General features: G+C 60.3%; 15 protein-coding genes and 1 pseudogene. 8 read left to right on the top strand and 8 right to left on the bottom strand.

Annotated features, from left to right (window positions below; genetic code table 11):
• Nucleotides 1-455: 455 nt before the first annotated feature.
• Nucleotides 456-2,429, top strand: coding sequence for an acetate--CoA ligase (gene acs, locus FVF58_RS42640; protein WP_149675644.1), 1,974 nt, complete (start codon nucleotides 456-458; stop codon nucleotides 2,427-2,429).
• Between the two features lie 56 nt (nucleotides 2,430-2,485).
• Nucleotides 2,486-3,085 carry an acetate uptake transporter gene (locus tag FVF58_RS42635; protein WP_149675643.1) on the top strand — a complete coding sequence of 200 codons (600 nt, stop codon included), beginning with the start codon at nucleotides 2,486-2,488 and terminating at the stop codon, nucleotides 3,083-3,085.
• 247 nt (nucleotides 3,086-3,332) lie between these two features.
• Here the strand turns inward: FVF58_RS42635 and FVF58_RS42630 are convergent, their stop codons facing one another.
• The gene (locus FVF58_RS42630; protein ID WP_149675642.1) at nucleotides 3,333-3,860 is read right to left on the bottom strand and encodes a universal stress protein; all 528 of its coding nucleotides are present in this window, start codon (nucleotides 3,858-3,860) and stop codon (nucleotides 3,333-3,335) included.
• Nucleotides 3,861-3,920: 60 nt separating this feature from the next.
• The gene (locus FVF58_RS42625) at nucleotides 3,921-4,193 is read right to left on the bottom strand and encodes a hypothetical protein (RefSeq protein ID WP_149675641.1); all 273 of its coding nucleotides are present in this window, start codon (nucleotides 4,191-4,193) and stop codon (nucleotides 3,921-3,923) included.
• 522 nt (nucleotides 4,194-4,715) lie between these two features.
• Here FVF58_RS42625 and FVF58_RS42615 point away from each other — a divergent pair.
• Both FVF58_RS42615 and FVF58_RS42610 read left to right on the top strand, forming a co-directional pair.
• Complete coding sequence (locus FVF58_RS42615; protein ID WP_149675640.1) at nucleotides 4,716-5,759, top strand: DnaJ C-terminal domain-containing protein; 1,044 nt, start codon at nucleotides 4,716-4,718, stop codon at nucleotides 5,757-5,759.
• Nucleotides 5,756-6,067 carry a chaperone modulator CbpM gene (locus FVF58_RS42610; RefSeq protein ID WP_149675639.1) on the top strand — a complete coding sequence of 104 codons (312 nt, stop codon included), beginning with the start codon at nucleotides 5,756-5,758 and terminating at the stop codon, nucleotides 6,065-6,067. Before FVF58_RS42615 ends, FVF58_RS42610 begins: the two co-directional genes overlap by 4 nt.
• Before the next feature lie 10 nt (nucleotides 6,068-6,077).
• Here FVF58_RS42610 and FVF58_RS42605 read toward each other — a convergent pair.
• The 6 genes and pseudogenes from FVF58_RS42605 to FVF58_RS42580 form a co-directional block, all read right to left on the bottom strand.
• Nucleotides 6,078-7,366: pseudogene (locus tag FVF58_RS42605) on the bottom strand (NRAMP family divalent metal transporter).
• Nucleotides 7,367-7,408: 42 nt separating this feature from the next.
• Nucleotides 7,409-7,960: a general stress protein gene (locus tag FVF58_RS42600; RefSeq protein WP_149675638.1), complete on the bottom strand. Its 552-nt coding sequence runs from the start codon at nucleotides 7,958-7,960 to the stop codon at nucleotides 7,409-7,411.
• A gap of 78 nt (nucleotides 7,961-8,038) precedes the next feature.
• The gene (locus FVF58_RS42595; RefSeq protein ID WP_149675637.1) at nucleotides 8,039-8,254 is read right to left on the bottom strand and encodes a hypothetical protein; all 216 of its coding nucleotides are present in this window, start codon (nucleotides 8,252-8,254) and stop codon (nucleotides 8,039-8,041) included.
• A gap of 88 nt (nucleotides 8,255-8,342) precedes the next feature.
• Nucleotides 8,343-8,576 (bottom strand): hypothetical protein, encoded by a 234-nt coding sequence (locus tag FVF58_RS42590; protein ID WP_149675636.1) that lies wholly within the window; start codon nucleotides 8,574-8,576, stop codon nucleotides 8,343-8,345.
• Between the two features lie 95 nt (nucleotides 8,577-8,671).
• Entirely contained in the window at nucleotides 8,672-9,481 is an 810-nt protein-coding gene (locus FVF58_RS42585; RefSeq protein ID WP_149675635.1) for a PRC-barrel domain-containing protein, read from the bottom strand.
• Between the two features lie 55 nt (nucleotides 9,482-9,536).
• A complete protein-coding gene (locus tag FVF58_RS42580) occupies nucleotides 9,537-10,127 on the bottom strand; it encodes a BPSL1445 family SYLF domain-containing lipoprotein (protein ID WP_149675634.1) in 591 nt (196 codons plus the stop codon).
• A 432-nt stretch (nucleotides 10,128-10,559) separates the two neighbouring features.
• Between FVF58_RS42580 and FVF58_RS42575 the strand changes: the two genes are divergently transcribed.
• The 4 genes from FVF58_RS42575 (at nucleotide 10,560) to FVF58_RS42560 (ending at nucleotide 14,365) form a co-directional block, all read left to right on the top strand.
• A complete protein-coding gene (locus FVF58_RS42575) occupies nucleotides 10,560-11,426 on the top strand; it encodes a sensor histidine kinase (RefSeq protein WP_188131121.1) in 867 nt (288 codons plus the stop codon).
• 306 nt (nucleotides 11,427-11,732) lie between these two features.
• A complete protein-coding gene (locus tag FVF58_RS42570; RefSeq protein ID WP_149675632.1) occupies nucleotides 11,733-12,452 on the top strand; it encodes a Crp/Fnr family transcriptional regulator in 720 nt (239 codons plus the stop codon).
• 174 nt (nucleotides 12,453-12,626) lie between these two features.
• Nucleotides 12,627-13,067, top strand: coding sequence for an ester cyclase (locus FVF58_RS42565; RefSeq protein ID WP_149675631.1), 441 nt, complete (start codon nucleotides 12,627-12,629; stop codon nucleotides 13,065-13,067).
• 260 nt (nucleotides 13,068-13,327) lie between these two features.
• A complete protein-coding gene (locus FVF58_RS42560; protein ID WP_149675630.1) occupies nucleotides 13,328-14,365 on the top strand; it encodes an isocitrate/isopropylmalate dehydrogenase family protein in 1,038 nt (345 codons plus the stop codon).
• The last annotated feature ends 112 nt before the right edge of the window (nucleotides 14,366-14,477 follow it).

Below are 14,477 nucleotides of genomic sequence, written 5' to 3'. Positions count from 1 at the left end.
GAATGAGGGGGCGTGCGACAAAGACCGACTGATACTCACACTCCTTTGGTGATTGCTTTCCTGAGACGCTGAGCAGCCAATAATCTTACGGGCCGGTACGCCACCGTACCGACTTCCCGCCGCCACACGCGCACCGTCGTCGTAAGCCTGCTGTGTTTGCCAATCGCAGCGACCGAAACAGTTTCGCGTGAGCGGGCGTTTCTGACCGACTTGTCCCCCATCCCCGAAATGTGCCCGGAGCGGCCGCCTCGAGATTCATCCGATCTCGTGGATTGCTTAGCCATGCCCGGCGCAGCCGGGCTCGCGGTCATCGCGCTGCGCAACAATATTGAAGTTACCCGGCAATCCTATGTGCGGTCAAATCGCGCGCACGGTCGCACGTTGCGCCGAAGCACTGCAACGATTAGCCGAAGCACATCCATAGAGCACGCGTGAAAGCGTGCGAGGGACACGAAATGTCAACTACCGATTCAATTCTGGAGGAGCCGCAGGCATTCCTCCCGCACGCCAGCGTGGCGGCTTACGCCGCTATCTCCGGCATGGATGCCTATCGCGCGCTAGTCGCCGAGGCAGAGCGCGATTACCCAGGATTTTGGGCTCGTCTCGCGCGCGAAACACTGCAATGGAAAACGCCGTTTTCTTCGGTTCTCGACGAATCGCGTGCACCGTTCTATGAATGGTTCAGAGACGGTACGCTGAATGCATCGTATAACTGCCTCGACCGCCATGTTGAAGCAGGTAACGGCGATCATGTCGCCGTGATCTTCGAGGCCGACGACGGTGCCGTCACGCAGGTGACCTATCGTGCGTTGCTCGAACGCGTGAGCCGCTTTGCTAACGCTTTACGAACTTGCGGCGTTAAAAATGGCGATCGCGTGGTGATCTATATGCCAATGTCGATCGAAGGCATTGTGGCGATGCAGGCCTGCGCTCGCATCGGCGCGACCCATTCAGTCGTATTCGGCGGTTTCTCGTCGAAGTCGCTCAATGAGCGGATCGTCAATGTGGGCGCCGTTGCGCTGGTCACCTGTGATGAACAGATGCGCGGTGGCAAGGCGTTGCCGCTGAAGAACATTGCGGACGAAGCCCTTGCAATGGGCGGATGCGAAGCAGTGAAGAGCGTGATTGTCTATCGGCGTACGGGCGGCAAGGTCGCGTGGCAAAAGGGACGCGACCTGTGGATGCACGAACTCACGCAAGCCGAGGCGGGCACTTGCGAGCCAGAATGGGTCAGCGCGGAACATCCGCTCTTTATCCTCTATACATCCGGGTCGACCGGGGTGCCGAAGGGCGTGCAGCACAGCACGGGCGGCTTCCTGATGTGGGCCGCGCAAACCATGAAATGGACTTTCGATGCCAAGCGCAGCGATGTGTTCTGGTGTACCGCGGACATCGGCTGGATTACCGGTCATAGCTATATCGCGTATGGTCCGATGGCGATCGGCGCGACTCAGGTGGTGTTCGAAGGCGTGCCGACCTATCCGAACGCCGGCCGCTTCTGGCAGATGATCGCGAAACACCGCGTGACGGTGTTCTACACCGCGCCAACCGCGATCCGCTCGCTGATCAAGCTGGCCGAATCCGATCCGAAGGTGCATCCGGACCGTTTCGACCTGACGACGCTGCGTCTGCTTGGCACGGTCGGCGAACCGATCAACCCGGCTGCGTGGACGTGGTTTTACGAGCACGTCGGCCACAGCCATTGCCCTGTCATCGACACCTGGTGGCAAACCGAAACGGGCGGCCATATGATCGCGCCGATGCCGGGTGCCACGCCGCTCGTGCCGGGTTCGTGCACGCTGCCGCTGCCGGGCATCATGGCCGCGGTGGTCGATGAGACCGGCCATGATGTGCCGAACGGGCAGGGTGGCATTCTCGTCATCAAACGTCCGTGGCCATCAATGCTGCGCAACGTATGGGGCGATCCGGACCGTTACACCAAGAGTTACTTCCCTGAGGAACTCGGCGGCAAGCTCTATCTCGCGGGTGACGGTGCGGTGCGTGACGAGGACACCGGTTACTTCACGATTACCGGACGTATCGACGATGTGCTGAACGTATCGGGCCACCGGCTCGGCACGATGGAGATCGAGTCGGCACTCGTCGCCAATCCGCTGGTTGCGGAGGCCGCTGTCGTCGGTCGCGCTGACGATACGACCGGCGAGGTCGTCGTCGCGTTCGTGGTGCTGAAGGGCGAACGGCCAACAGGCGACGACGCGATTGCAATCGCGAACGAACTGCGCGCATGGGTGGGCAAAGAGATCGGGCCGATTGCGAAGCCCAAGGAAATCCGCTTCGGCGAGAATTTGCCGAAAACCCGTTCCGGCAAGATCATGCGCCGCTTGCTGCGTTCGCTGGCGGCCGGCGAAGAGATCACACAGGACGTCTCGACGCTGGAAAATCCGGCAATTCTCGATCAGCTCGGGTGATCTTTCGCGAAGCTCGCCGAGGTCCCCGGATCGCTTTTCATCTTCAGGAGCAGGCCATGGCCAGCGCACCGAACCGAACTACACTTGCGAACCCTGCGCCACTGGGTCTCGCTGGCTTTGCATTGACAACGTGGCTGCTGAGCATGATCAACGCTGGCTGGTTTTCGGGCGAGTCGATGGGCCTCGTGCTCGCCTGCGCGCTAGCTAGCGGCGGGACTGCGCAGGCCATTGCCGGCATCATGGAGTTGCCGCGCGGCAATACGTTCGGCGCGACGGCCTTTCTGAGCTATGGGGCTTTCTGGTGGTCGTTCGCACTCTTCGTGCTGTTTCTGCACGACAAAGTGCCAGCCGCGTTCGTCGGCTGGTATCTGTTCCTCTGGGGGACGTTCACGTTCTATATGTGGCTAGCCACGTTTCGCTCGCCGCGCGCCTTGCAGGCGATCTTTCTGGCGTTGTGGATCACTTTCGGTTTGCTTGCCGGTGGCGAGTGGACCGGTTCGGTCATCTTGCGCATGGCGGGCGGCTACTTGGGACTTGTTACGGCAGCTCTCGCGTTCTACTTGTCCGCGGCCGATGTGATCAATGAGGTGCACGGCCGGGTCGTCCTGCCGGTTGGGGAACCGCGAGTGTTCAGCCGACACGCCGTTGCGCTCTGATAGTTTTGTTGAACGATGCCGTCCGCGAGCCCTCGTGCAGAACGGACTCGATCCTCAAAAGGCGAGACTTCGTGGACCTGTTGGCCAGGTTAGACGGCAGTGGCTGGACGGGTCACTGCGTGTTCACGGGAAAGACGCGTTGAAGTCGGTCGCCGGATCAGTACGAGTGTCGTTTGCAAGCTTCCGCGCGCCACTGGCGCGGGACCAGTCCGCCACCGTACCGGTTCGCCACGATGCGTGGACTTTGCTACTTGCGGGGCATTTCGTACATCAGAGCGGCGATGTCGGCGTGTCGCCGTCTGGTGGCTTCCGTGACCGCGGATTGCGCGTGCTGGCTCGGCACCAGCAACACCGGAAGGCTCGCGCTGCGCACGACGCGTTCGGCGACGCTGCCCAGGAACAGACGCTTGAAACCCCGTCGCCCATGCGTACCAAGCACAAGCAGGTCTGCATTGAATTCGTTGGCCGACGTGCGGATCCGTTCCGGGATGTCTTCGCCAATCGGCGCGACGTCGACGATCCGTGGCACGCCGGCCACGTTCTCGTGTCTCATCCTCGCCAGTGCATCCGCCATCAGGCGCTGGCCTTCTTCAACGCAGGCGTCGCGCAGGATCTTTGGATCGTAGCCGTAAGCGTCGTATGCCAACAGAGGGTTGGCGACGACATAGAGCGGCTGCAACTGCGCGTCACTATCGCGTGCGAGTTGCAGCGCGCTGTCGAACGCATGTTCGGCCGTCTCGCTGCCGTCGATCGCTACCAGAATGCGTTTATACATGTCGGTCTCCAGGAACTTGTTCCGACGGCCACCGCCGTCGCGGCACTGGATTGCCTGCGCTCAGAGCGCCGCAGCCTGAACCTTGCCGTCGACGATGTCCTTGCCGAACTGCATCGCAAGGTCGATCGCGTCGTTGAAAGTGGCGGGGCTCACGGCGTCGAAGACCGTCGAATAGCGTCGTGCGTCCGCCTCGCTGAAGGGAATCGTGTCGATCCGCACCACCGAAGAAAAGCGCCGCGCGCCCTTGGCGTACGGATCGCCGAAAAGCGGGAATTGCTGGTGAGCATAGGCACGTAACTCATGTCCGTTGTATGTCGCGGTGGGGATGGTCATGATGACGGGCTCCTTGACGAATGGTTTGATTCGCTGGGCTCGCGTCGGATATCGACCGCGTAACGGCCGATCGGAAACAGCACAGTGAGTAGCACCACCTTGCGCTCAATAGCGATGTAATGCAATGAACAGATCGCGTGGGATACCGCGGTGCGGTACGGCACCGTACCGACTTCGATCGGTCCTGCGCGCAACGTGGTTATGGAAGCTCTTCCGTCTTTCCAACAACACCAATCCATTCGCTCAGGAGTTCACTGACGAAGCCGCCACGCTCATTTCAAGTCAGGAATCTCACGCCATGACCTTTCTCAAATCCCCGCCGGCCACGCCCGATGCCGTCGCCGACGAATGCGCCGCGACCATCTCCGGTTCTTCGCTGCAGAAGTAGCGGATTCCGGAGGCATCGTCCGATCGCCGTGCGGTATTCGATCTGGTGCGCGACGAATTATTCATGAACGGCAACTCACCGCCGCGATACCGCTGAAATAGGTGCGCGCGCGGCCTCTCTCATAGGCCTTCGACATGAAATACAAAGACTATTACGAGGTGCTGGGATTGCCGCGCAGCGCGACGCAGGACGATATCAAGCGTACGTATCGCAAGCTCGCTCGCAAATACCACCCGGACCTGAGCAAGCTCGACGACGCGGAGTCGCGCTTCAAGGAAGTCGGCGAGGCGTACGGCGTGCTCAAGGATACGGAAAAGCGTGCGGCCTACGACCGGATGGGCGACCAGTGGCGTAATGGTCAAGAGTTCGAGCCGCCGCCCCAGTGGGATGAAGGTTTCGAATTCAGCGGCGCGGACGATCGCGGCGCCGAGGATGCACGCTTCAGCGAGTTCTTCGAGGCGCTTTTTCGCGGAGAACATGCAGGTGGTGGCCGCGCTTCGACAGGACGTGCGCGGCACGCTGCTGGCGCCGGCCGGCACAATGCGACGGCGCAAGAGATGGAGGACGCTTTTAGCGGTGTCCCGAACTCGACTCCAGGCCAGGACCATCACGCCAAAGTGGCCATCGATCTGAGGGATACCTATCGCGGGGCACAGCGCACGATCTCCCTGGAGACGCCGGTACTCGATGCAAGCGGCCGTGTCGTGCTGAAGTCACGGACGCTCGATGTCTCCATTCCGAAGGGCGTGTACGGTGGACAGCATTTGCGGCTTGCCGGCCAGGGCGGCGCGGGTTTCGGAGAGGGGCGGGCTGGCGATCTGTACCTGGAAATCGCGTTGCGCCCGCAGGAACTTTTCCGCGTCGACGGACGCGATGTGACGATCGACGTGCCGGTCGCGCCCTGGGAGGCGGCATTAGGCGCGCGCATTACCGTGCCGACGCCCGACGGCACCGTCGAAATCGCCATACCCAAAGGTTCTGGCGGAGGCCAACGTTTGCGCCTGAAAGGCAAGGGCATCCCAGCGAGCGATCCGGCCGGTACAGCGGGCGACCTCTTTGCGCGGTTGAACATCGTTCTGCCATCGGCCGGCAGCGAGCAGGCACGCGCCGCTTACGAGGCACTGCGACAGGCATGCGACTTCAATCCACGCGCGCAATTTTCAGGTGATCTATCATGAACGAATCGCGCACGGCGTGGCTCAAATGCCTGATCGTCGAGGAGCAGGTGGAGTTAACGCTAATCGAGTTGTGCCGGGTGTCCGGCGCCTCTGAAATTCAGATCTTTGAATGGATCGAGCAAGGCGCGATTGAGCCGAAATGCGTCAGCGAGAATGATGGCCCACACTTCGACGGCGTCTCATTGCGGCGCGCCCGCAGGGCTCGCCGTCTCGCGCAGGATCTCGAGATCAACGCTGCGGGCATCGCGCTCGCACTCGATCTGCTTGATGAGATCGAAGCCTTGCGAGCGCAATATCCGCAGCGATAGAGCGAATCCCTCACGCAAACCAGGTGACGCCCATCGCCACGACAGTTGCCGCCATCACGCCGGTTGCAATCCAGCCGAAGGTGCGTAGTGTTGGTGGAAGCGTGAAACCAGACATGATGTGCGTACGCATCGAGAGATGCATCATGACGATCATCACGGGCACCGCAACGACGCCGTTGAGCACTGCGCTCCAATAAAGCGCCTTGACGGGATCGATCGACGTGAAGTTGAGGCCGACGCCGATTGCCGTTGCGGCGGCAATTACGCCGTAGAACGCCTTCGCCTGCGAGGGCAGGCGCGCGAGGCCCACTCGCCACACGAACAATTCGCCGACCGCATAGGCACCGGAGCCGGCCAGCACAGGCAGGGTCAACAAGCCGGTGCCGATAATGCCGGCGGCGAACACAAAGAACGTGAACGGACCTGCGATGGCGCGCAACGCTTCCGCGGCCTGAGCTGAAGTCTGGATATCGGTGAGCCCGTGCGCATGCAAGGTCGTCGCCGTCGTCACAACGATGAAGAACGCAATTACATTCGAGAGCGCCATGCCGAGGTAGGTGTCGATGCGGATCCGCGCGAACTCCGCGGGCGCTTCCCACGGCGCGTGGGTCAACGGATGCGCGCCGGGCCGTTCCTTTTCGTCTTCGACTTCCTGCCCCGCTTGCCAGAAGAACAGACAGGGGCTGATCGTCGTATCCATGACAGCGACGATTGCGACGAGGTAGTCTGGTTTGAGGGAAAGCGCCGGCGATAGGACGGCCCGGCCGACCTGATCCCACGGCACCCCAACGAAAAACGGGCAGATCACGTAGCTGAGCAGTGACAGGCACAGCCATTTCAGAATCGACACGTAGCGTGCATAGCGGGTGAACACTTCCAATAGCACCGACAGTAGCCCGAAACCGCACACGTAAAGTAGCGCGGGGCCTCCGATCAGCAGCTTCAGCGCTGCGCCCATTGCGCCGAGGTCCGCCCCCAGGTTGATGATGTTCGCGACGAGCAGCAACCCGACTACGTTGGTCGATAACCAGCGCGGATAGTGCTCTCGCAGATTGCCCGCGATGCCGCTGCCGGTCACGCGCCCGATGCGCGCGCTGATCTCCTGGATAGCGACCATCAGCGGGTAGTGAACAGGAGCGTCCACGCAAGGCCGTAGCCGAATTGCGCGCCGACCTGGGAATACGTTGCGATGCCGCTGGGATCGTCGTCCGATGCACCGGTGATGAGGCCGGGGCCCATTACCTGCAGCAGTTTTGGACGAGTCGGCTGTTTGACCGGATCGCGAGTTAGCGTGTCCATGAGCGGGGCGCTCCTTGTGGCTGGCGCGGCCGGATCGACCCGTCAGAGGGTTTCGGGCGTAGCGGCCTTGGTGGGCGTGACGCCTTCGTGCGAGTCGAGCCGCGCCGGCTGGTGGGTTGCGAGAAAGGCTTTTGCGCGCGCCATTTCATCCGGCGTGCCGTGGGCCATCACGATGAATCCATCGGCCTGGATGGCGGCCTCGTAATGGATCACGCTTTCCTTCGGCAGCCCCACTTTGACGAGCGTTGCGCCCAAAGCGCTGAGGCTGCCGACCACGACCGCCCCTTCGACCGCCGACACGATGACAGCGGCTAGATGACCCAGCACCACGATCGGACCAAGCACCGGAATCGTCAGAAACACGCCGCCCATCAGCAGGCCCCACAAGCCGCCCCAGAACGCGCCGTATTTGCCCCACATTTTCATGCGATCGCCGACCGTGTAGAGACCGACGATCTTCTCCTCGGTGTGATAGCCCTTGCCGACCACACTGAAGTTTTTCATATCGAAGCCGCCTTCGATCAGTTTGCGCACGGCGGCATCGGCTTGACGGTGGTCATCGAAGACCGCGATTACGACTTCATAGGGAGTCATGTGAGTCGTCCTTGAAGGGGTGAGAGGCGCGCAGACGATTTCGCTGGGGGCGGTGTGATTTGAAACTGCGCTTCGGTGCTATTTCAGGTTGTTGAGCTCGGCACGCGCAAGCGTCTCGACCGATTCCCACGCGACGTCTTCACGTTCGAAGAAAGTGTCGAGTTTGATAACTTCGTGGCTCTTTGACACGCCCTTCGGAACCACGCACACGCTCGCCACCCAACCATCGGCGACATGATCCTTGACGCTCATGTGAGCGTCGTGTGTGCTGCTTGAGATGATTCGGTCTGTCATGACGCTGTCCGTCTGGTTAGACGACAGCCATACTCGTCGTCGTCGCTGCTGGATAAAGCTCGTGGTTCGTCGAGAACCTTCAGCGCCGCTACATCCCGAACTTATGTGCGGCAATGTATTTGTCGCCCAGCGCAAGTGCTGCTTCATAGCCTTCCTTGCTCGTTGCGAAAATGCCGACCTCATAGTATTTGTCGGCCGAAGGAAGACAGTCTTCCACCGCATGCCGAAGATGAAAGTCGAATGTGCCGTCCTGCAGTTCCAGGCACTCGGGTGTGAATGTATGGATACGCGCTTGATACAACTTCTGAATGTTCTGCCTCATGATCTGCTCCTGCCTTTTAATGCCTTTGAAGGCTCCCGCTTTCGATCGATCCGGGACTGCCCGGATCAGGCGGGAACCGTGTGCTGTGCGGCCCGTCACTCCAAGGCAACCCGCTCGCCGGCATCGGCATCGGACCAATAGCCGTGCCTGTCGTAAAACCGGTGCAGCACGACTTCGTAGTTCCGGTCGACCGGCATCGAGTCGTCGTAAGCGGGGCTATTCTTGATGACGTCGCGCGTCAATGCCGTCGATACGGTCGAATCGAGCCAGTCGACAACGTCGATCCAGTGAATCGCGATCAGCACGGCTTTGCCACCAGGCCACCAGTTGTGCGTCTCCACGACCAGGTAGCGAATCGCCCAGTCGGTGTCGTCGTAAATGAAGTCCGAGACGTGGCCGATGTCGCCATCGGCTGTTTTGAGGTGGTATCCCTTGACCTCGTCGGTACTGCGCAGATGAACGTCCGCTTGCGGTTTGTGCGTGTGCAAGACTGGTCGCGACGGTTCATCGAGCAGCGCGTCCGGCGGCACGCCTGTCGGATCGTAGGCCGGGTAGGCGCCCATACCCCACAGGTTCGGGCCGCCCCAATACGTCGGATAGCTGTAGTAGCGCAGATACTCGATCTCGTGCTGCCGCGATACCGGCTTGTGGGCGTCGAGAATCGGGCTGTCCCGCACTTGCTGCCGGGAAAGGTTCACGTGCATGACGTTCGATCCCGGGTCGGCGTGCTTCACCGAATACGGCGAAACCAGCACTTGCCGGTCGTTGAGCCAATTGCCAGTCTCGACCACCAGATAACGCACCCCCCAGGACTCGTCGTCGAAATAGGCCTGGTTGACCGAGCCGATGTCACCGTCCAACGCGTGCACGGTGCTGCCGTGCAGGTCACTTATGCTTCGCAACATGGGTTCTCCGTCGTGTGAGAAGGGGCGCGCGTCACGCCGCGCCCGGGTCCGGGTTTCAAAGCGACGCGAGCCGCGTGACTTTGGTGCCTTGGAGCGACGCGCCCGCCATCAAGCCATTGTTGGTCAGGACGAAAGCGTTGACCTGACCGGTAGCGGTGCTCGTGTCGAGATTGCCGTTTGCGCCGATTTTGAGCACTGCCACGGACGCATCGCCGCCCGCTGACCATCCGTCTGTGCTACGGAAGCGGTTAAGCGACTCTTCAGTCATGAACAGGAATACGATCGCGCGCGATTGTGCGCCGATCTGCCAACCGATCGAACCGGTCGCCGTGCTGTAGTAGCCGACCGTATGTCCGCCGACGCGCAAGGAGCCTTCCCCATACTGACCGCCGACGACGAAGCCCGCGTCGAACACCGAGGGGAACACCAGCACGCCGCGCGCCTTGCCGACCAGTTCACGCGAGCCGCTCGCGATGGTATAGAGGCGTGCGAGCGTCGAGTCGACGCCCGCATCGATGGCGCGGCGCTTCTCTATCTGCTGGCCACGGCTCGCTTCGGAAGAAGAGGTTGTGGTGCAGCCTGAGAGCGCTGCACCGAGTACCAGAAACGACCCAGGTGTGCTCCAGATGAAGGTTCGCCTAAGCATGATTTTCTCCCTGCTGGTGGACGATAGAACACACGCTACGCGCACGCGCTGGAGAATGCGGTACGACAACGTACAGACCTCTCTATGTTCGAACGCACTATCTGCATGGATGATCGCGGGGACTCTCCTGATGGCAAGGGCCGTGGCATCGACCCGGGTTGACACATACCGTCGCGAACGTGACAGATTTGTTGCGCTCTACAGGGGTGACGTCGTTGACCGCTACCGTACATACGTGCTCCGTGAGGTGTGAGAACGTGGTAGTCCACCCTGCGCGTACCAGCGATTTTCGGGTTGCTCTCGCGAGGCAGGTATTCGCGAATAGTCGGCAAAGTGCGCAACACAGCAAGCCGTTGCTGTGGCAGGGCGTCGGATGCCGCAGCGTGGATCGCTCGCTGTTCGCGATCCGCGCGTCAAAAAATGAGGCTCAACATGTCATTTCATCCAGTATCTTTCCGGTGGTCCGTTGGCACGCCCGACGCGCACCACGCAGATGTGAACGATGAAATGATGGAACGCCCGCAGCAACGAGCCTCCATCGGTTTTTCCAGTCATTCTCCGTCGGCCGCCCCTCGGTTCGACGCGCTGCGACGCAAGGACGAAATTCTTGAGATGGTGGCGCACGAGCTTCGTGGACCGTTAATGCCGATGCAACTCGCCATCCATCTCATTCGCAGGGCGTCGGCGGATCGCCCGGAGGTGTTACGGTCGATCGACATGCTCGACAGGCAGATCACACAGATTACCCGGCTTGCTGAGGACTTGATGGATGCAACGCGGATCGACCATGGCGCGCTCCGTGTGAGCAAGGCCCCCATCGAAGTCGTTGCGGTTCTGGCCGCCCCTCTCACCGCAGCCGCACTGGCGGCAGCCCAACGCGGCCAGACACTCACCGTGCAGATTGCCGACAGGGCACTACGCATTGAAGGCGATCCTGTGCGTCTCGCACAGGCCGTCAACAACCTCCTGCATAACGCGGTGAAATACACGCCGGAAAATGGTTGGATCGCCGTGAACGTGCTCGCAGACGGGAAAGACCTTGTGGTGTCCGTCAAGGACAATGGCCTGGGCATATCGGGCGCGCTCCTGCCACATATCTTCGATCTCTTCGCTCAGTCCAGCAGAACGATTGCGGCGAGTGCCGGGGGTCTGGGGGTGGGTCTTGCCGTGGTGAAAGCGGTCGCCGAATCGCATGGCGGAACGGTGTCGGCGACCAGTGCTGGCCCCGGTACGGGCAGCGAATTCACGCTACGGCTGCCGATCGTGCTGGAACGGCGCATGGCTCGGGAGCCAGTGTGACGGCGGCCAATGCGCCCACACATTTCAGTCTCCTGCTGAGCGTGCCAGCCACTCGACGATACCTCCCGCACAGTGACAGACCTGTCAGCGCAGACCCGTTGAGCCATGGCCGGTGGTCGTTGCAGCGCGCCGCAACGTGCCACCGTCGCGCACGCGAACTATAATTTAATCCGGGTTTAGCGAAGATCGGTATCCTCGCACATTCGCCCTGCGCTTTCATGCAACTGCCGTCGATCCCTGATATTGTTAAGAACAATTCTGCGAAAACAGTGCAGTTTCTGGACAGGATGGCGGGGAGAGCGAGGTATGGAAAATGGGCATCATTCCGGAGAAAATCACCTGCTTTCGGTTCTGCCGGAAGCAGAGCGGTCGCGTGTGACGCCGCATCTCGTACCGGTCGAAATGCCACTGGGGCAGGTCGTGTACGAGTCTGGCGACCGCCTCGATCACGTCTATTTTCCGACAACGTCCATCATATCGCTGCTCTACGTGATGGAGGACGGCGCGTCCGCCGAGATTGCGATCGTGGGCAACGAAGGGATCATCGGTATTGCACTCTTCATGGGCGGTGAAACGACGCCAAACCGTGCAGTCGTGCAAAGCGCAGGCCGGGCGTATCGACTGGATGCGCGCATCCTTAAAGAGGAATTCCATCGCGCTGGGCCGGTGCAGCGGTTATTGCTGCGCTATACCCAGGCATTGATCACCCAGATGGCCCAGACCGCCGTTTGCAACCGGCATCATTCGATCGACCAGCAATTGTGCCGCTGGCTGCTGCTCAGCATGGACCGCCTGCCGTCAAACGAGTTGAAGATGACACAGGAACTGATCGCCAACATGCTTGGCGTTCGCAGATCCGGCGTGACGGAGGCGGCGCTGAAACTCCAGGACGCGGGGCTGATTCGCTACGGTCATGGCCACATCGAGGTACTGGATCGACCGGGGCTCGAAAAGCGCGTGTGCGAATGCTACAGCGTGGTGAAACGGGAGTTCGACCGGCTGTTGCCTGATCTGAAGGCGATATAAAGCGCGTATCTTTGTGCGACCTACATAAGCTTGCCCCGGTCACCGGAATCATTGGCAGTGGGAAGTGGCCCCTTACCGGAGAACGTATCAGCTGGTCATCGGTTGCTCAATGACATACGATGTGGTGTCGCTCTTGCGTTCGTATGCGCCGGCCTCGACACTGGAGACGTTTATATGAGCAGAGCGGATGAGGTGACGGACGATGTCGCGCGGGCGGCTTTAACTGTGTTTTACCGTGCCATGTCGCGTAAAGATATATCCCTGTTTCGGACTGTTGTAACGCCGGACTGGCAGTACATCCCGCCTTCTCCTGGACCGGTGTCGGGTCCCGACTCAATGATCCCGGTGTTCGCGGATCTGTCGTATTCACTGCCTGACATGGACATCAGGATTCTGGATGTCCTGGTTCACGGAGACAAGGTGGCCGTGCGTGCGATCGTGACGGGGACGCAGTCGGCCCCACTCATGGGGATCGCAGCCACATCGAAACCTGTCAATTTTGCGATTCACTCGTTTCACGAATTCCGCGAGGGACATATTGCCAAGACATGGCACCTGGAAGACTGGCTAGGTGTTTTTCGTCAGATCGGAGAGTTGCCGTCGAACCTTCCGTGACGACAGGTCGACCGGTATATCCGCCCGCTATGTGGCCTGTTCCTTGTATCGCCGCTGGCGCCGTATTTCGAATGCGAGGCCAGATCAGCTGTCCCCGCGTTGGGAATCGTGATGCGGCGACACATCCGCCTGAGTGCGCCATGCGGCGGAAATGAAGTTTTGGTCTGGTCCATGCCTGAGACCAACTCATCGCACCCAGCGGCGTCAGCGATAGTCGGTCAACTACGGACGGTTGTCCCTGTCTAATCTGGAAGACTGATATGGAAAGCACGCCGAGACACAAAATTCCCGCAACGCTGATTCCTGGCGATGGAATCGGGCCGGAAGTGGTTGCTGCAACGGTCCAGGTTCTTGACGCTTTAGGATCCCCATTTATCTGGGACGTACAGCATGCCGGAATCTCCGGGGTCACCCACTGTGGGGATCCTCTACCAGATGTGACACTCGAGAGCGTTCGCAAGAACAAGCTTGCCCTCAAAGGTCCATTGACGACCCCGATCGGCGATGGGTTCCGCTCGTCCAACGTTCGACTTCGCGAGGAGTTCCAGCTTTTTGGCAACGTTAGGCCCGTGCATACCATCATCCCTGGCCGCTACGACAAGATCGACCTCGTGCTCGTGCGCGAAAACCTCGGCGGGTTTTATGTTGCACACGAATACTACATTCCCGTCGGCGATGATCCAAAAGCGGTTGCGGTCGCGACCGGGGTAAACACCCGCGATGCGTGCGCACGAATCGCAAGATTTGCCTTCGAATATGCCTTGAAGCACGGACGAAAGAAGATCACCGTTGTGCATAAGGCCAACATCCTGAAGGCACTCACAGGATTGTTCCTGGAAGCCGCTCGAGACGTTGCCCGGGATTACGAAGGTCGGGTGGAAATGAATGACATCATTGTCGACGCCTGCGCGATGCAGCTTGTGCTGAACCCGTGGCAGTTCGATATGCTTGTGTGCACCAATCTGTTTGGAGACATTCTGTCGGATCAGTTAGCGGGCCTTGTGGGCGGACTGGGCATGGCGCCCGGCGCCAACTACGGTACTGACACGGCAATTTTTGAAGCCGTGCATGGATCGGCGCCGGACATCGCTGGTAAAGACGTGGCAAACCCCATCTCCTTATTACTTGCATCAGGCTTGATGCTTGAGCATGTTGGTAAGGGTGATCTCGCCCAACGATTGCGAATTGCAATCACTGAAACACTCAACACCGACCATATCTGTACGCCTGATCTGAAAGGCACTGCGTCAACGCGCGAGTTCGCCGCCGCAGTCGTTCGCCGGATCGAGAGCACATAGTCACGGGGGAGACGCTGCGTGCCAGTTCGAGTCGCGCATGAGCGACATGGCCTTCAGCGGGACCGCCTCCACGATTGCACTCACAATGTTCCCCGAGGTCGATTTGAACAGG

It is taken from the genome of Paraburkholderia panacisoli, from assembly GCF_008369935.1.
Taxonomy (GTDB): Bacteria; Pseudomonadota; Gammaproteobacteria; order Burkholderiales; family Burkholderiaceae; genus Paraburkholderia; species Paraburkholderia panacisoli.
The sequence above is the reverse complement of the archived record's forward strand: the minus strand, read 5'-3'. Positions and strand labels throughout refer to the sequence as shown.